The following is an 18,504-nucleotide window of genomic DNA, read 5'->3' as shown; positions in this document are numbered from 1 at the left end:
CATCGAACCGCACCGGTTTCATCACTCGACTGCGACGCTGCTGAAAAAAGTTGTTATCGAAATCTGGATGGTTCCAGCCTTTGTCGGAAACAAGAAGCTCAGGCGAAATGAGATCCATTTCCGGTTCTCGACCCATTCGCTGCGACGGGCATTGGAGCGGGTCGATGTGTTGAGCCAACTTTGGCAGCGACCGGCCCAGTTTGCAGCGCCACTGCGGCACACTAGACTTCGCGCGTGGGGAAATTTTTGCGCTGCGAGCGCGAGCCGCGCAAAAACGAAATCACAGAATGGGCTCGCTGGGGTCCTTAGCTGCGCGCAAGTCCTATGTCGCTCAGGGCTGGTAGCCGCCGTTAGACGAGTTTTGCACCAACGGCAGCTATGGACAGAAAGCGGGCTTTGCAAAGATTGACGGAGGGCCCCCTGCTTGTGCGCAGTTGAAGAAGTTCGAACTCGCACAGTGCGGACAAAAAACGCCGCGAGGCCAATGACCTGAATAGCTTCGGTCTCGAGCCTAAACACTGCTGGGCACACTGATGTGAACTAGTACGAATTCCCGAGAGACGCGAACGTCGAATGCAATCAAAGAGCCGATGCAGACGCGCTGATTATCGCCAATTGTACCTTCGTCGCCTCCTCACTTTGAAGAATTTCTCCGTTACTCGGTAGCTGGTACTCGGCAAAGCTGCGCAACACGGCCTGCTCGACTTCCTGCGCGGTATCGACGTCCGAGACAGAATGAGTGGATGTGAGTTTCCAATTTAAGCCAGTTATCTCTGGCATGATGGTGTGGTTGTAGTGTTTCACCTTCCGACACCACTACTGCGAGGTGGTGGAAGTATCTGTACCAGGCGCTGGTCACCCCCTGCGTTTGCCTAGGTAGAAGTGCCTTTGCTGCCTTCTTCAGGCAGGCAAACGGCCGGAATTCCTACAGGAACGACACACACGGTATTGCCCTTTCGGCTATTTGGGTTTGGCTCGTTGACTTGAAAATGGCCACCATTGCTTAGCTAGCCTTTTATGAGGCCTTTGACCTCGCTACGTACACGATTTTACTCAGGGCTGCGCACCGCGTTTGTCGTGTCGGGGTCACCAACATCCTGGTTAAGCATCTCCTCCACGAGGCACCCAAACCAACCACCACACTTAGCGCCTGCGCCTAGATGCTTAGCGAACGAGAATAACAGAATGCCAATCTTGTTGAGAAACCATCATCTAGCAGTGCGGCGCCTAATAAAAAGCGAACTTTGGACTGACTCTACAATCATTCCGTTGACGTGTTGACGGCAAGGGTTTCAAAGGCAGCGATCAGCTTTTTCTGCGTGTCAGATCCGTTCTGCCAATCAGCACAGGCCAGAAAAAAAGAAGTTTCGAAGTCCACGCCTTCTACCCGCCGCATGACCAAGTTGGGGTCTCGATTGCAGATTTTCACTGCCACCAAGGCGTTATTGAAGGTGACTGCGGACAAAGCCTCCACCATGCGGATGGCGAAGCCAGCAAACGGAGATTGCAAAACTGTTTTTATGGAAACACCATTTTCGTGCCAAAGTTTGGAAAAATAGTGGAATGCCGGATCGTTGCGTGTTGAGGAAATAATGCGCTGTCCTGCAAAATCGCGGACGCTCAAAGATTTTGCCGCAGCCAAAGGATTATCCGCTCTCATGACTGCCACTAGGGGTGCAACGCCAACTTCTGCGTTGTGCAGCCCAGGATGCTCAAGCGGGCGGGTGTGGAAGGCGAAATCAACATGCCCTTGAATGAGAGATTGAACCATTGAGGAGAGGGGGACCGAGCTGACATAAAACATCGCATCCGGATGATCCGCGACGATCTCGCCCACAATACTCGGCAACAGTTCGCTAGCTATGCTCATCGACGCAGTCAGCCGCACTGTAGATAGCACGCCCGTTCGCCCATAGCTCAGCTGCGCCTGGAAACGATCCAGATGTGCCAGCAAACTCACGGCATCTTCTCGCAAGCTCTCCGCGCGGCTTGTCGGGAAAATCGCGCCGTTTCTGCGGATAAAGAGCGGCGCGCCGATGACATCCTCCAGCACCTTGATCAGCTGACTGATCGCAGGTTGAGAAACACCCAGTTGGCGCGCGGCTGCAGAAAACGAACCGGTCGAAATCACCGCTGAAAAAGCCTCAATATGTTTCAGCCGTCTGATTCTGTTGGACTTAATGCCGTCAGCCATGGTGTCGCCTCATCCAATGCAAAGCTGCCATTGCATCCCAGCACAGATACACGGAGATCTCAAACCTATCTTATGCCACCTCTTCAGGGCGGAACCTTGGCATTGCGGCAAGCAAGCCCCGGGTGTATTCATGTTCCGGCGCAACCAGAACTTTGTCACAGGCTCCAATTTCCACAGCCTCCCCCGCGCGCATCACCATAACGCGATCACACATTTGTCTCACAACAGCCAGATCATGGCTGACGAAAAGCAGTGTGAGCCCAAGTTGCTCTTGTAAATCTTTCATAAGATTCAACAACTCCGCCTGTACAGTCACATCCAGGGCAGAGGTTGGCTCATCGCAGAAAATGAAATCTGGTCGGAACGACAGAGCCCGCGCAATGCCAATTCTCTGGCGTTCTCCACCAGAAAACGCATGGGGCATTTTTCGAGCCGATGCTCTGGGCAAGCCGACAAGTTCCATGAGATCCCCGGACAGTTCACGCGCCTGCGCGCGGCTGAGCACGCCATGCGCCCTAAGGGCATAAGTGATATTATCTCCTGCAGTCATGCGCGGGTTGAGAGAAGAGTATGGATCCTGAAAAATACACTGCAGCGACTGGCGATGAGCGAGCTTTTGCGCCTTTGATTTCAGATCGTCGATGTTGTGGCCCTTATAAGTGATTTCATACCCGGGATCTGGCTTGTGCAGTCCTAGGATCATCTTGCCAACGGTCGATTTTCCGGACCCGCTTTCACCGACTATCCCCAAAGTCTCCCCGGGAAATACATCGAAGTTTATATCAGATACTGCTTTGAAATCGGTCGCCGCCTTTAGGGCTGTTGCCTTCATCGCAAACGTCTTTGAGAGGTTTCTCACACTCAAAAGGGGCGCCCCTTCAACGCCCGCATCTGCTTTGCGAGACATCAGATAATCTATGGCGCGCTTGCGATCTTCCGCTTTACCCAGACCGCCAGGCACAGCAAAGCGCTCGATTTTGTGGTCGATCCGCGGGATCGCCGCCATCAATTCCCGACTATAGGGTTCGCTGGGATTGCTCAGCACTTGCGCAGTGGTGCCTTCCTCAACAAGTTTCCCATGTCTCAAAACATAAACATAGTCACACATCTCGGCCACGACACCCATATCGTGCGTAATCAAAATAATCGCGATATTCTCTTGGCGTGTGAGTTTGACAAGCGTTCCGAGCACAGCCTTCTGTACTGTGACGTCAAGTGCTGTTGTCGGTTCATCCGCAATAATCAAATCCGGTTTGGCACTGATTGCGATAGCAAAAACAATACGCTGGCACAGGCCACCCGAAAGTTGATGCGGGTATTTGCTCAATCTTTCTTCAGGCAGAGGGACTTCCGCTTGCTCCAACAGATCAATCGCATAAGCACGCGCGTCCTGCCCGCGCTTGTTGGTATTGGCCTCGATCGCTTCGATCAGCTGCTCGCCAATGGTGAGAACTGGATTGAGCGCGGTCATCGGATTCTGATAAATATATCCGACTTTGGAGCCCCGAATGTCCGCAAATGCGTGCTCTTCCAGCCGTGTGACCATCACCTCATCAAGCATGACGCCCCCGGTGTCGATCACTGCATTTTCATCAAGCAAACCTAGCGTCGCTTTGCCGATGGTCGATTTTCCGGCACCACTTTCACCAACGACGCCAACAATTTGTCCGCGCTTAACGGTCATGGAAAATTCGTCAATCGCCCGGAAAACTGCACCGTCCGCCATCGGATAGGCCACGGTCAGATTCTCGACGTGTACAAGCTGATCAGTCATGGTTCACTCCTTGCCGCGCAGATAGGGGTTGGCGTGATCACGCAAACGATCTGCCACTACGTTGATACAAAGCACCATGCCAACCAAAACGAGGCCTGGGAAAATACTGATCCACCATTTGCCAGACAAGATGTAGTCGTTGCCATTGGCGATCAATAAACCCAGCGAGGGCTCGGTGATGGGCACGCCCACTCCTAGGAAAGAAAGGGTTGCCTCTGCTCCGATTGCGCTCGAAATGGACATAGGTAGCACCACCAGAACTGGGGAGATTGAGTTCGGGAAAAGGAACCGTCCCATGATTCGCCAGTCAGACAGACCTGCAAGTTGGGCTGCGTGAATGTAGTCTTTCTTCAACTCTGACAGAGCGACCGCACGGACCAACCTCGCCTCCGATGCCCAGGCACCGATAATGAGGGCGATGATGACTTTGTCGATGCCTGTTCCGAAAATTGCGAGCACCATCAGCGCCAACAAAATCCCGGGAAAGCTCATTTTCAGATCGACGGTCCGCATGATTACGGTTTCGACCCAGCCGCCTTTCATTGCCGCCAGAAGCCCCATGAAAACCCCAATCGCAGAGCCAACAATTACAGCAACCAATGCGACAAAGAGCGAAATCCTCAATCCATAGAGTACGGCCGATAAAATATCTCGTCCCAATGCATCGGTGCCAAGTAGACTGGTCGTGCCATCACCAAGCGTCGATCCAGGTGGCAAAAGGCCATCCAGAATATCTAGTCGTGTCTGGTCATATGGGTCTTGGGGCGCAATCAGAGGGGCAAAAATCGCAAGAAAGATAAAGATTGAAATTCCAATCAACCCACAGATGGCTGCCGGATGACCTCTGAAGATTTTGGCGACATTTTCCAAAAATCTGGGTTCCGGCTTATCTGGAGAAGAAGGGCTTCCAATGTCAGCAGTTGTGGTATCAACAGGCATCTCTTTCTCCTCAAGTATAACGAATACGTGGGTCGAGCAGCGCGTAGAGCACATCGACGACAAAGTTTATGGTGACAAACATGAGGGTGATCAGGATCAGGTAGGCGACAACAACTGGGCGATCCGAATTGTGGATGCTGTCCAGAAGCAATTTGCCAATGCCGGGCCAAGAAAAAACCGTCTCGGTAACTGTTGCAAAGGCTATGAGGCCACCCAGCTGCAAACCTGTAATTGTCACAATGGGAATGAGAATGTTGCGCACAAGATGACGGCGGATGATCCGTTCGCGGCTGATTCCTTTGGCGCGCGCAAAGGTCATGTAGTCCTGATACATAACTTCCTGCGTGCCTGACCTTGCAAGTCGCGCCTGCAGGCAAATCGTGTAAATCGCCAGGTTAAGGGCCGGAAGCATAAGGTGGCTCAGGCCATCAAGGCTGAACACTGACCAACCCACACCGAAGACATCTACGGTATCGCCTCGGCCCGAGGCAGGCAGAACCTTAAACCAAACCGAGAACAGCATGATCAGCAAAACGCCCTGCCAAAAATTCGGTATGGAGTAGCCAACGGTGGTGAAGAAACTGATGGCTTTGGTGCTGCGTTTCTTCTGGTTCAACCCAGAGTACACACCCAGCGGAATACCAACCACCAGGCCTATGAACATGGCAAAGAAGGCCACCTCCAAAGTTGCTGGCAAGCGCTCCAAAATCAGATCCATGACAGGGCGATTGTAGACAAACGATGTCCCAAAATCACCTTGCAGCACATTCCCTAAAAAAGACAGATACTGGAGGAAGAGCGGTCGATCTACGCCCAGTTCCTGCGCCAACGCCAGGCGATCTTCCTCTGTGAAGTCTTCCCCGGCGAGTACAGCGACTGGATCGGAGACAACATACATCCCCACAAAAACCAGAGCCGACATGATCAGCACCAACACGGCGCTTTGCCCAAGTCGCTTGGTGACGAAACTCAACATAATGCCCCCTCCGGCGGTTCGCGAGTTGCCGGGCCTTACAGCAGGCTCGGCAATCTACTGCGGTTCTAGTTGATCACTTACGGCTAACAGTGGTGGCGCTGGTGCGCTCGTCCTGACGTCCGTTCACTTCGAGATCGGCGCGATGCGCCCAAATCGTATGCTGATAGTAAAGTGGAATGCCGGGCAACTCATCGACGACAATCCGCATCGCTTCACCGAGATAGGCGTTGGCTTGCGTTTCATCAGTTTCGACAGCCCAAGCCTTCATCGCTGCATCAAAGCCATCATTTTGATAGTTCGAGTAGTTTGATGAGCCCAAGCCAAGCTCTTTGTCTCTTGAGGCGAATGCAAAGGAGATCATCTGGGCAGGCCCCTGAGGGTGTCCCCAACCGTACATGAAGACGCCCAGTTCATTCTCACGACGTTTCCCCGCAAATACCGACCAAGGTTCAGTCTTGAGGTTCACCTTAATCCCGATGCGCGAGAGATATTGCGTCACTGCTTGGGCCACCCGCGCGCCATTTGCATAGCGATCAGACGGGGCAAAAAAATCGATTTCAAAGCCATCCGGATACCCCGCCTCTGCCAAGAGCTCCTTGGCCTTAGCCGGATCATGGGGCAACTCCGCGAGTTCTGGCGCCCCAGCGCGATACTTTGGAGAAAACTGATTTGCGACGGTCGCTTCTCCTCCAAAGAGTCTATCGGCAATCGCCTGGCGATTGATCGCCATCGACATTGCCTGGCGCACCCGCTGATCTGCGAGCGGTGCACTACCATCTTCTGCACGCACACCTTTGGCGCCTTCTGCATTCACATCCAGAACTAGGAAGATTGAACGCCAAGACGGTACTGCGGTGTAAGTCAGATCTTCATTGGCTTTCAAGCCTGGCAGATCTTCTGTTGTTGGATTTTCAATCAGATCAAAGTCGCCCGCCAACAAGCCCGCAAGACGCGCTCCGGCATTGCCGATGGTTCTGATTTGCACCTCGTCCCACTCGGGAGCACCGCCCCAATAATCGGCATTTTTGACCAAATCTGCTTCGCCGGATTTATCAAATCTCACAAATTTGTATGGCCCGGTTCCAATCGCGGCGCCGCCTGCCTCAAATTCCGCTCGCGTCGGATAGGTGATACCGCCGCAATCACCTTGGTCATCATAGGTAAGCGGCCCTACGGGAGTATCCGCACCTGCCGCAGGCAATATCGACAGGAACTTCATTTTTTGAATCCAAAGCGGATACGGCGCTTTCATTTCAAAACGGACAGTATGATCGTCTACCGCGACCACATCAGTGATTGGCCCCATCGAACTGGTGAGCAAATTTCGCTTGCCGTCAATCAGGTGCATCATACGACACGCCGAATAAACCACATCACGGGCCGTCAGCGCCGTTCCGTCGTGGAAGGCAACATCCTGGCGCAGCTTCACCTCTAGAGATGTGGAGCTGGTCCATTGCCAGCTCTCGGCCAGAAGTGGAGAGTCGTCTGCAGCCACCAGAGCTTCAAAAACGTGTTCTTTCAAGGAAGCCGTGGGTGTTCCGCCAAAGGGATAGGGATCAATGGACCGTGGTGCAGAGGAGAATGCCATCCGTAGCGTTTCTGCCTGAGCGGCCGCGGGTAGAGTCAATGCAGCGGACAATCCTATAATCGCCAAAGCCGTTTTCATGGGTGTTCCTCCTCTCATTTTTTGTTTGGTTGGGGCTGTTTTGCCCCGCCGGTGCGGTGTTCGGTGAATGTTTTGAATTCTTGCAAAACCCAGGCGCAATCCGCCTGCACTTTCGCGAAGTTCTCATTTCGCTCCCGCGTTGCCTCTGTCATGTAAAGGTCGCGGCGAAGCTCCACTTGTAAGATGTGCTGATTGATCTCGGGCCACCCGTACCGCAGCGTGATCTCCCCACCGATGAAGCGCTTGTTCATGCCAACATCATACCCGCGCGCGGCAAACAGCTCCGCCATTTTCTCGGCAATGTCTGGGGCGCAAGACGTTCCGCGGCGCGTTCCGATATCGATTTCTGGCCGCTGTTTGCCCCCGCGCATCTCAGCGTCGAACTGGGTCATCGAGTGACAATCCACAATGTAGACCTCACCATGCATGTCGCGCAGACGCTCAATCATACGGGTCATGGTCTGATGATAAGGAATGAAATAGCAAGCAAGTCTGCGCTTTGCTTCGGCATTACTTAGCTTGCGATCATAGATCGGTGTGCCATAGGCCTTCGACCAAAACAGCGTCGCGCCTACATCAACCGATCCTGGCAGAAATCGTCCTGGCCAGTTTTCTGGATCTTCTAACATGTTGGCGTCAATGTCGTGCTGATGCCGATTGACATCGACATAGGCCCTCGGGAAGTTCGCTTTGATGGTGCTAAGTGGCAAGGCTTCTGCCCCGCTAAAGAGTTCATCGACGTACTTGTCTGACGGATGGTCAATTTCTGCGTAGGTAAGTTTGGGGTCGAATCCAAAGTCTTCTGGATAAACGTCTCCCGAATGCGGAAACGACAGCATCAGGGGGGCGTTCTTCTCAACCACACGCACGACGTCAGATAGATGGGCCGTGGTGTCTGCGCTGGATTCTATCAACATGGCTTAGCTCTTAACCTTTGTTTAAAGCAAATTTGAATCAAGGCTACGAGCAGTTGCGGAACCAAGAAAGCTTATTGAGCTACCCTCTTCCCTCATAATTTTGGCTTATAGGGTGAGCGCTTATGGACCTATCAAATTAGGCAATACCGTTTTTTGCCCCGCGCTCAGGTGGTACGATCGCTCTAACACGCTCCAGTCAGTCAGCACGGTCAAAAACTATGAAAATATGTATACTTCACATCGGACACAGTGATCCAAACGAGAAACCAAAGCATCCACCTTCCCCGGTGAGGTTCCGACAATCTCTGGAGCCGCATCTACCCAATGCGTCTTGGACGGTCATAAGTGCAGTTACAGATTCACTGCCAAGCCCATTCGCGTTTGATGCTTATCTCATCACTGGAGGCAAATACTCAGTTTTCGAAAATTTCCCGTGGCAGGACAATCTGTTTGCATTCATTCGACGTCTACACGCAGGCAAAATTCCTCTGATCGGCATATGTTACGGGCATCAGGCTATCGCACATGCGCTCGGCGGCGAGGTGGCCCGCTCTTCGAAGGGATGGGGCGTTGGTTTGATGCCTGTGGATGTGATCCGCGATACAGAGTGGGCCGGAAAGGAGCTCGATATCTGGCTGCACGCAATGCACCAAGACCAAGTGACGGACCTGCCTGTAGGCGCTGAGGTCTTCTTATCCAGTGATTTTTGCCCCTACAGTGGCTTCACAATTGGTGATCATTTCTTAGCAATCCAACAGCACCCTGACTTCACGCCCGAGCTCAATGCAGATCTTATCAATCGTCGAAAGGAACGCATGGGATTGGCGGCATCGACGGGCTTGGCATCGCTGCAAGGAAGGGACGACACGCCAAAGAGCGTGGATTGGATGGCGGGTTTTCTTAAGCGCGCGTGCTAGCTAGGGGCTTCTAAAAATCGTCCAACAGAAGCGACATATAGCTTCGATTGAGTTCCTGCTTGATGGAAATTTTCCATCAAAGCGGAAATCTCCTATTTCGGACTCAAATCCGCTATGATAGACATACCTTCATCAACGGAGGTCGCACATGTCGGAAGCATTCTTGTCTCATATCTCAAACACCCTCGCTCAGATCGAGGCTGACGGCTTGTACAAACGCGAGCGAATGATCACGTCGCCTCAAGCCGGTGAGATTGCCGTCGGCGGTAAGACGGTTATCAACCTGTGCGCCAACAACTACCTTGGCTTGGCTGATCATCCAGCTCTTATCGCTGCTGCAAAAAACTCCATGGATCCAAAGGGTTTTGGCATGGCGTCAGTTCGCTTCATCTGCGGAACACAGGACATTCATCGTGAACTTGAGCAGAAGTTGGCCGGCTTTCTATGTAAAGACGATGCTATTCTCTTTGCTGCCTGCTTTGATGCCAATGGCGGGCTTTTTGAGCCTCTATTGGGGCCTGAAGATGCAATTGTCTCCGACAGTTTGAACCATGCATCGATCATTGATGGTGTGCGGCTTTGCAAAGCAAAACGTTATCGCTACGCGAACAACGATATGAAAGATCTGGAAGCGACGCTGAAACACGCACGCAATGAAGGCGCACGCCACATTATGGTTGCCACGGACGGCGTGTTTTCCATGGATGGCTATCTGGCCAACCTGCCTGAAATCACGAAGCTGGCCAGAGACTATGATGCGGTCGTGATGGTGGACGATTGCCACTCAACCGGTTTCATGGGGCCGCGAGGTGCTGGCACGCCAGACCATTTTGGCGTTGATGTGGACATTCTCACCGGCACTCTAGGCAAAGCACTTGGAGGGGCAATTGGCGGCTATATCGCTGGGCCGCAGCCGGTGATCGACCTGCTGCGGCAGCGGGCGCGGCCCTATTTGTTCTCAAATTCGCTCCCGCCCGCCATTGTCGCCGCTGGCCTAGAAGCTATCCGACTGGTCGAAGAAGGGGGCGACCGTCGCGAGAAGCTTTTTGAGAACGCCCGCTATTGGCGTGCGGGGCTTGCTCAATTGGGCTTTAACCTTCTGCCCGGTGAGCATCCGATCATACCCGTCATGTTGGGTGAGGCAACGCTTGCACAAGAGATGGCCAACAGGCTGTTTGACGAAGGTGTATATGTCTCCGGGTTCTTTTTTCCTGTTGTCCCCCGCGGGCAAGCTCGGATCAGAACACAAATGAATGCAGCTTTGACTAAAGACGAGCTGGATCGCGCTCTGGAAGCTTTCGGAAAGGTTGGCCGAGCACTTGGAGTCATTTCATGAAGCCAAATACAATGAAGGCTCTAGAGAAATCGAGGCCGCAAGAAGGGCTTTGGATGGTACAGGCACCGGTTCCGGAAGTCGCTCCAGACGAAGTGCTGATCCGCATTAACAAAACCGGTATTTGCGGCACAGACATTCACATATGGAACTGGGATGACTGGGCAGCCAACACTGTGCCCTACCCGATGATCACAGGCCATGAGTTCGCAGGTACAATTGTTGAGATCGGCAGAGATGTGACCGGCCTTGAAATCGGCCAGCGATGCTCTGGAGAAGGCCACCTGATAAGCAGCGACAGCCGTCAAAGCCGCGCCGGAAAATTTCACCTGGATCCAGGTACGCGCGGGATTGGCGTGAATGAACAAGGGGCATTTGCGGAGTATCTAAAGTTGCCTGCATTCAACGTAATTCCGCTACCAGATGATATTCCGGATGAGATTGGCGCGATCCTCGATCCGCTTGGCAATGCTGTGCACACCGCGCTCAGTTTTGACCTTCTGGGCGAAGATGTTTTGATAACGGGTGCAGGTCCGATAGGCATCATGGCCGCTGCGGTAGCGCGCCACGCAGGCGCGCGAAACGTTGTCATCACCGATATCAACCCAGATCGCCTAAAGCTGGCGCAACACGTGGCACCAACTGTCCGGGCCGTCGATGTCACAACCGAAGATCTGCATGATGTCATCTCGGAATTGGGTATGGCACAGGGTTTTGATGTGGGGCTTGAGATGTCCGGTTCGCAAATTGCTCTGGACCAGATGATCGAAGCCCTCGTGATGGGGGGCAAGATTGCACTCTTGGGCATTCCTCCTGGAAGGTCGCCGGTCGACTGGTCGCGCATCGTATTCAAGGCCATCACTATCAAGGGTGTCTACGGTCGAGAAATGTTTGAAACCTGGTACAAAATGATTGCGATGCTGCAGAACGGACTAGATGTCAGTCGCGTCATAACGCACCAGTTCGATGTGGATGACTTCGCTAAAGGTTTTGCCGCAATGAAATCTGGGAAATCTGGCAAAGTTGTTCTGAACTGGACCTAAGAAACGCTGTTGAAGAGATACACCATGACGAACACGCACACGTCCATTCTTGGGGCCATTGGGAATACGCCGCTGGTTCGGCTTGACCGGTTGGTAAAGCATTATGGCTGTGAGGGAACAATCCTCGCTAAGCTCGACCACCTGAACCCCGGTTTCTCCAAAAAAGATCGGGTAGCGCTTGGTGTCATTGAGGCCGCCGAACGTGATGGCTCCCTCAAACCGGGGCAAACTGTCGTAGAGCTAACGAGCGGGAATATGGGCACCGGCCTGGCCATCGTTTGCGGGATAAAAGGCTACCCTTTTGTCGCGGTTATGTCGAAAGGCAACTCGCCTGAGCGCGCGCGCATGATGGCCGCGCTCGGTGCCGAGGTGGTTCTGGTGGATCAGTTGCCTGGCAGTCGGCCGGGGGAGGTTTCAGGTGCTGATCTGGCTGAAGTGGATCGTGTTGCCGCCGACTTGACCAGAGATCGCAACGCATTCCGCGCAGATCAATTCCGCCGTGCGGGCAATCCGGGATCCCATGAACAAATGACAGGTCCCGAGCTTTGGGAGCAATCCGACGGCGATATTGACGCGTTTTGCGATTTTGTCGGATCCGGGGGAACTCTTGCAGGTACGTCTAAGTTCCTGCGCTCAAAAAATTCTAACATCAAATGCTATCCTATCGAACCTGAAGGTGCTGCGGTGATTGCAGGGCAAGATGTTGTCAAGCCTGATCATCCCATCCAAGGTGGCGGCTATGTAATGGCCGATCTCGACTTTTTGCGGAACCTAAAGTGGGATGGGTTCTTGCAAGTAGATGGGGACACTGCGCGCCAAACCGTGCGCGACCTAGCGCGGCTAGAGGGGGTTTTTGCCGGCTTCTCTGCAGGCGCAAACGTAGCTGGGGCAATCGAATTGTTAAAAGGCCCTCACAAGGGCCAAACAGTAGCCGTCATAATCTGTGACTCTGGTTTAAAGTATCTTTCGACGGATCTCTTTGGGTAAGTTACCTGATACAATAAGCGCGCCTCACAAGCCTATGCACCTTACCTAAACAGTAAGAACTTCGAACTCCTCAGATAGTCCACGAATGGAGTGGCGCCTGGCTGCGTTTACAGTTGTCCCACAATAGTGAAATCAAGACGGCTGGAACTATCGATATTGCCAAGAGACACTTGGTCAAAATCGATGCCGATAACAAATTCTATTGCCTCCTGCCTTTGCCAAGGCCCGTGCGGTTGTGGTCTTGCAGGCAGATAAAAACTGCTGGGATTCCTGAACGGCGGCCTTACGGGGGATGGTTAGCCAATCGTCATTATCAAGCGCCCCCAGAATACCGTCTACAATTAATTTGAGCACGTCTTCTGCTGCCTACAGGATAAATTCGAGATAGCCCCCATTTGCTGCGGCAAGCCTGTTTCGGATAGGCGACTTGGGTAGACCAACGTGTGGGTCACATGGTTCGAAATCGACCTTTGAATATGTAAAGCTGACCAGCTCCGACATTCGATGGAGGCTAGTTTTCAGATTCAGATCTACGCAGTTTTCTAAGAGGTAAATAATACGGTGCTGCGGCCCAACTATTTGCCACAGTCCATATGTCAAAGTTCGACGCGACCATGTGTTGGCGATAACATCTCGGCTCCATCGAGCTTTGAGAGCCGAGCGTGAGGCTTTGGGCTTCCCCTTAAATTCTTAGTGTGCAGGAATTTTCCCGCGCACCAGAGAATTTCTTTACAAGATGAGATTCATATTGGGAAACCTATTTACAGAATTTTTCTTTTTTCTCTGTGACTTGTTCACTTGTTTTCTCACCTCCGTATTCTTGAAGCTGAGGCCTCGGGCGCGACTGCCTGAGGGGGGAGATACTGTATTTTATCATCGAGGGAGGAGCCTCAATGTCACTGGATACCAATGCACCCGCAAAGTCTTTGCTGTCAGCCAATTTGACCAAAGATGCACATATTGATGCAGCAAAATACGACGCGATGTACGCGGCCTCTCTGGCGGATCCTGAAGGGTTCTGGAACGAGCACGGCCAGCGTGTGGAGTGGATCAAGCCCTACACCAAGGTGAAAAACACCTCCTTTGCGCCGGGCAATATCGACATCAAATGGTATGAGGACGGCACGCTCAACGTCGCTGCCAACTGTATCGACCGCCATCTGGAGACCCGCGGCAATCAGGCCGCCATCATCTGGGAGCCGGATGATCCCAACGAGCAGGCGCAGTCAATCACCTATGCCGACCTGCACCGCCGCGTCTGCCGCATGGCCAATGTGCTGGAGACCATGGGCGTGCGCAAAGGCGACCGCGTGGTGATCTATCTGCCGATGATCCCGGAAGCCGCCTATGCCATGCTGGCCTGTGCCCGCATCGGCGCGATCCACTCCATCGTCTTTGCAGGCTTTTCTCCCGACGCCCTCGCCGCCCGCATCAACGGCTGTGACGCCAAAGTGGTGATCACGGCGGATTACGCCCCCCGCGGCGGCCGCAAGACCGCGCTCAAATCCAACACCGACGCCGCCCTCCTGCACACCAAAGACACCGTCAAATGCCTCGTTGTGAAGCGCACCGGCGATCAGACCACCTGGGTCGACGGGCGAGACTATGACTACAATGAGATGGCGATGGAGGCGAATGACTATTGCAAGCCCGCAGAGATGAGCGCCGAAGACCCGCTCTTCATTCTCTACACCTCAGGCTCCACCGGCCAGCCCAAGGGCGTCGTGCACACCACCGGCGGCTATCTGGTCTATGCCTCCATGACCCATGAGTACACATTCGACTACAAAGACGGCGACATCTTCTGGTGCACCGCCGATGTGGGCTGGGTCACGGGCCACAGCTATATCGTCTACGGGCCCCTGGCGAACGGCGCGACCACAGTGATGTTTGAGGGTGTGCCCACCTATCCGGATGCTTCCCGCTTCTGGCAGGTCTGCGAAAAGCACCGCGTCAATCAGTTCTACACCGCCCCAACCGCCCTGCGGGCACTGATGGGCCAAGGCAATGACTATGTGGAGAAATGTGATCTCTCCTCTCTGCGCATCCTTGGCACCGTGGGTGAGCCGATCAACCCGGAAGCCTGGACCTGGTACAACGACGTGGTTGGCAAAGGGAACTGCCCGATTGTGGACACCTGGTGGCAGACCGAGACTGGCGGCCATATGATGACCCCCCTGCCCGGCGCCCATGCCACCAAACCGGGCGCTGCGATGAAGCCGTTCTTTGGCGTCGCCCCTGTGGTGCTGGACCCGCAGTCCGGCGAGGAAATCAGCGGCAATGATGTGGAAGGCGTGCTGGCGATTGCTGACAGCTGGCCCAGCCAGATGCGCACCGTCTGGGGCGATCACGAGCGCTTTGAGAAGACCTATTTCTCTGATTACAAAGGCTATTACTTTGCCGGTGACGGCTGCCGCCGCGACGCGGATGGCGACTATTGGATCACCGGCCGCGTGGATGATGTGATCAACGTCTCAGGCCACCGCATGGGCACAGCCGAGGTCGAAAGCGCGCTGGTGGCGCACGCCGCCGTGGCCGAGGCCGCTGTGGTGGGCTACCCCCATGACATCAAGGGCCAGGGCATCTACTGCTACGTGACCCTGATGAATGACCGCGAACCCTCAGATGAGCTGCGCACCGAACTGCGCAACTGGGTGCGCACAGAAATCGGCCCGATTGCCTCACCTGACCTGATCCAATGGGCGCCCGGCCTGCCCAAGACCCGCTCCGGCAAAATCATGCGCCGCATCCTGCGCAAGATCGCAGAAAACGACTACGGCGCGCTGGGGGACACCTCCACGCTGGCAGACCCCGCCGTCGTCGATGACCTTATTGAGAACCGCATGAACAAAGGGTGAGATCAGATGTCAGCAGATAGCGAAACCCTCACCCGGATGGTGAATGTGATCCTGCTTGGCCCTCCCGGGGCCGGTAAAGGCACCCAGGCGGAATTGCTCGTGAAAACCCATGGGCTGGTGCAGCTCTCCACCGGAGACATGCTGCGTCAGGCCAAGGCCAGCGGTTCTGAGCTGGGCAAACGTGTGGCCGAGGTCATGGAACGCGGCGAGCTGGTCACCGATGACATTGTCATCGGCCTGATCAAGGAGAAGCTCGCCAGCTCTGATGCCAAAGGCTTCATCTTTGACGGCTTCCCCCGCACGCTGGCGCAGGCCGATGCGCTGGGGCCCCTGCTGGAAGAGGCGGGCGTGACTCTGAGCGCGGCAATTGAGCTGCAGGTCAACGACAAGATCCTAGTGGAGCGCATTCTTCACCGGGCCGAACAGGCCAAGGCCGCAGGGCAACCGGTGCGCGCGGATGACAATGAGGAAACATTGGTGCAACGGCTTGAGGCCTATCACGCCCAGACCGCGCCGCTGATTGACTATTACGCAGGCAAAGGCGTGCTCAAGCCTGTGGATGCGATGGGCGAGATTGACGCCATCGCCAATGAACTTGCCGCGATCGTCTCTGAGGCGGGCGCGTGAAGGGAAACATCTGCGCGGGTATTTTTCGCGCAGATGTGGAGGATAATCACAACGAGGGAGGAGGCATTTATGTCTGACAACTCATCTAACGCTGCATATTGGTCTGCCAATGTGCGCATCATCCTGATCAGCCTCGTCATCTGGGCGCTGGTCTCTTTCGGGTTCGGCATTCTGCTGCGTCCGATGCTGGCGGGCATTTCCGTTGGCGGCACGGATCTGGGATTCTGGTTCGCCCAGCAAGGGTCCATCCTGGTCTTTCTTGGTCTGATCTTTTTCTATGCCTGGAAGATGAACAAACTAGACGCCGAACACGGCGTTGACGAAGAATAAGGGGCCCGTGCAACCATGAGCCAATTTGCCATCAACCTGCTGTTTGTGGGCGCGTCATTTGCGCTTTACATCGGCATCGCGATTTGGGCCCGTGCCGGGTCCACATCAGAATTTTACGCCGCCGGTCGCGGCGTTCATCCGGTCACCAACGGTATGGCGACAGCGGCGGACTGGATGTCTGCGGCCTCGTTTATTTCCATGGCGGGCCTCATCGCCTTCACCGGCTATGACAACTCCTCCTTCCTGATGGGCTGGACCGGTGGCTATGTGCTGCTGGCGCTGCTGCTTGCGCCTTATCTGCGCAAGTTCGGCAAGTTCACCGTATCGGAATTCATCGGCGACCGCTTTTACAGCCAGACCGCGCGTATCGTGGCGGTGATCTGTCTGATCGTGGCCTCCACCACCTATGTGATTGGTCAGATGACCGGTGTGGGCGTAGCCTTTGGCCGCTTCCTGGAAGTTTCCAACACCGCCGGTCTGCTGATCGGGGCCTGTGTGGTGTTTGCCTATGCGGTGTTTGGCGGCATGAAAGGTGTGACCTACACGCAGGTGGCGCAATATTGCGTTCTGATCACAGCCTACACCATTCCGGCGATCTTTATCTCGCTGCAGCTGACCGGCACGCCAATTCCGGCGCTGGGTCTGTTTGGCGAGCACGCAGCCTCTGGTGAGCCTCTGCTGGCGAAGCTGGATGCGGTTGTGACCGAGCTTGGCTTCAAGGAATATACCGCGCACCACGCCGACACGTTCAACATGGTGCTGTTCACCCTGAGCCTGATGATCGGTACTGCGGGTCTGCCCCACGTGATCATGCGCTTCTTTACCGTGCCGCGCGTGTCTGATGCGCGCTGGTCTGCGGGCTGGACGCTGGTGTTCATCGCGCTGCTGTATCTGACCGCCCCTGCGGTTGGTGCCATGGCCCGCCTGAACATTTCCGAACTGATGTGGCCAAACGGTGGCATCTCGGGCGAAGCGGTGACGGTTGAGCAGATCGAGAACGAGCCAGAGTATGACTGGATGGCCACCTGGCAGAAAACCGGTCTGCTGGATTGGGAAGACAAAAACGGCGACGGCAAGATCCAGTACTACAACGATGCCAATGCCGATCTTCAGGCGATGGCTGCGGAAAAAGGCTGGGAAGGCAACGAGCTGACCAAGTTCAACCGTGACATCCTCGTGCTGGCGAACCCTGAGATTGCCAACCTGCCATCCTGGGTGATTGGTCTGGTGGCAGCCGGTGGTCTGGCAGCGGCGCTGTCAACTGCGGCGGGTCTACTACTGGCGATCTCTTCGGCCGTGTCTCACGACCTGATCAAAGGTGCGATCAACCCGAACATCTCTGAAAAGAGTGAGCTTCTGTCGGCGCGTGTTGCCATGGCTGTGGCCATTGCAGTGGCGACTTGGCTGGGTCTCAACCCTCCGGGCTTTGCAGCGCAAACCGTGGCTCTGGCCTTCGGTCTGGCGGCGGCCTCGATCTTCCCGGCGTTGATGATGGGGATCTTCTCCACCAAGATCAACAACACCGGTGCGGTGGCAGGGATGCTGGCAGGTCTGACTGTGACTTTGGTCTACATCTTCCTGCACAAGGGCTGGCTGTTCATTCCGGGCACCAACTCCTTCACCGATGCGGATCCGCTTCTGGGCACTGTGAAATCCACCAGCTTTGGCGCAATTGGCGCGGCTGTGAACTTTGCCGTGGCCTATGTTGTGGCTGGCATGACCAAAGAGACCCCTGCCGAAATCAAGGCGCTGGTCGAAAGTGTGCGTGTGCCGCGTGGCGCAGGTGCCGCTCAGGATCACTAAGTCCTGACACCCGGCGCTGGCGAGGGCTCCCCTCCCTGCCAGCGCTCTCCTCCTGTCCCGTCCGGGTCTTTCCGGGCGGGACATGTGGTCTGATCCGAGGTGCCACCGATGTTGGCCAGGCAGACCAAATATAAACACAC

15 protein-coding genes are annotated in these 18,504 nt (G+C 54.8%); 8 read left to right on the top strand and 7 right to left on the bottom strand.

Annotated elements, in window-relative coordinates; all coding sequences use genetic code 11:
* Positions 1–579: 579 nt before the first annotated feature.
* From ACO07T_RS18860 to ACO07T_RS18830, 7 genes are all read right to left on the bottom strand, one after another.
* A complete protein-coding gene (locus tag ACO07T_RS18860) occupies positions 580–804 on the bottom strand; it encodes a hypothetical protein (protein ID WP_422050660.1) in 225 nt (74 codons plus the stop codon).
* Positions 805–1,261: 457 nt separating this feature from the next.
* Positions 1,262–2,194, bottom strand: coding sequence for a LysR substrate-binding domain-containing protein (locus ACO07T_RS18855; RefSeq protein ID WP_422050659.1), 933 nt, complete (start codon positions 2,192–2,194; stop codon positions 1,262–1,264).
* A 70-nt stretch (positions 2,195–2,264) separates the two neighbouring features.
* Complete coding sequence (locus ACO07T_RS18850; protein WP_422050658.1) at positions 2,265–3,968, bottom strand: dipeptide ABC transporter ATP-binding protein; 1,704 nt, start codon at positions 3,966–3,968, stop codon at positions 2,265–2,267.
* Between the two features lie 3 nt (positions 3,969–3,971).
* On the bottom strand, positions 3,972–4,907 hold the full coding sequence (locus ACO07T_RS18845; RefSeq protein ID WP_209065767.1) for an ABC transporter permease: 936 nt from the start codon (positions 4,905–4,907) through the stop codon (positions 3,972–3,974).
* Positions 4,908–4,917: 10 nt separating this feature from the next.
* A complete protein-coding gene (locus ACO07T_RS18840; protein ID WP_209065766.1) occupies positions 4,918–5,883 on the bottom strand; it encodes an ABC transporter permease in 966 nt (321 codons plus the stop codon).
* A 73-nt stretch (positions 5,884–5,956) separates the two neighbouring features.
* Positions 5,957–7,549 carry an ABC transporter substrate-binding protein gene (locus ACO07T_RS18835; protein ID WP_422050657.1) on the bottom strand — a complete coding sequence of 531 codons (1,593 nt, stop codon included), beginning with the start codon at positions 7,547–7,549 and terminating at the stop codon, positions 5,957–5,959.
* Between the two features lie 14 nt (positions 7,550–7,563).
* Positions 7,564–8,466: an N-formylglutamate amidohydrolase gene (locus ACO07T_RS18830; protein ID WP_422050656.1), complete on the bottom strand. Its 903-nt coding sequence runs from the start codon at positions 8,464–8,466 to the stop codon at positions 7,564–7,566.
* Between the two features lie 218 nt (positions 8,467–8,684).
* On the opposite strand from ACO07T_RS18830, the gene ACO07T_RS18825 reads away from it, so the two are divergent.
* The 8 genes from ACO07T_RS18825 (at position 8,685) to ACO07T_RS18790 (ending at position 18,364) form a co-directional block, all read left to right on the top strand.
* A complete protein-coding gene (locus ACO07T_RS18825) occupies positions 8,685–9,383 on the top strand; it encodes a type 1 glutamine amidotransferase (protein WP_422050655.1) in 699 nt (232 codons plus the stop codon).
* 148 nt (positions 9,384–9,531) lie between these two features.
* Positions 9,532–10,719 carry a glycine C-acetyltransferase gene (locus ACO07T_RS18820; RefSeq protein ID WP_422050654.1) on the top strand — a complete coding sequence of 396 codons (1,188 nt, stop codon included), beginning with the start codon at positions 9,532–9,534 and terminating at the stop codon, positions 10,717–10,719.
* An 11-nt stretch (positions 10,720–10,730) separates the two neighbouring features.
* Positions 10,731–11,759 carry an L-threonine 3-dehydrogenase gene (gene tdh / locus ACO07T_RS18815; RefSeq protein ID WP_422051048.1) on the top strand — a complete coding sequence of 343 codons (1,029 nt, stop codon included), beginning with the start codon at positions 10,731–10,733 and terminating at the stop codon, positions 11,757–11,759.
* A gap of 24 nt (positions 11,760–11,783) precedes the next feature.
* Positions 11,784–12,746 (top strand): PLP-dependent cysteine synthase family protein, encoded by a 963-nt coding sequence (locus tag ACO07T_RS18810; protein WP_422050653.1) that lies wholly within the window; start codon positions 11,784–11,786, stop codon positions 12,744–12,746.
* A gap of 893 nt (positions 12,747–13,639) precedes the next feature.
* Positions 13,640–15,604: an acetate--CoA ligase gene (gene acs, locus ACO07T_RS18805; protein WP_422050652.1), complete on the top strand. Its 1,965-nt coding sequence runs from the start codon at positions 13,640–13,642 to the stop codon at positions 15,602–15,604.
* A 6-nt stretch (positions 15,605–15,610) separates the two neighbouring features.
* A complete protein-coding gene (locus tag ACO07T_RS18800; RefSeq protein ID WP_422050651.1) occupies positions 15,611–16,231 on the top strand; it encodes an adenylate kinase in 621 nt (206 codons plus the stop codon).
* A gap of 69 nt (positions 16,232–16,300) precedes the next feature.
* Complete coding sequence (locus ACO07T_RS18795; protein ID WP_209065758.1) at positions 16,301–16,561, top strand: DUF4212 domain-containing protein; 261 nt, start codon at positions 16,301–16,303, stop codon at positions 16,559–16,561.
* A 15-nt stretch (positions 16,562–16,576) separates the two neighbouring features.
* Complete coding sequence (locus tag ACO07T_RS18790; protein WP_422050650.1) at positions 16,577–18,364, top strand: sodium:solute symporter family protein; 1,788 nt, start codon at positions 16,577–16,579, stop codon at positions 18,362–18,364.
* The last annotated feature ends 140 nt before the right edge of the window (positions 18,365–18,504 follow it).

This window comes from Shimia sp. (assembly GCF_965227725.1).
Lineage (GTDB): Bacteria > Pseudomonadota > Alphaproteobacteria > Rhodobacterales > Rhodobacteraceae > Shimia.
The sequence above is the reverse complement of the archived record's forward strand: the minus strand, read 5'-3'. Positions and strand labels throughout refer to the sequence as shown.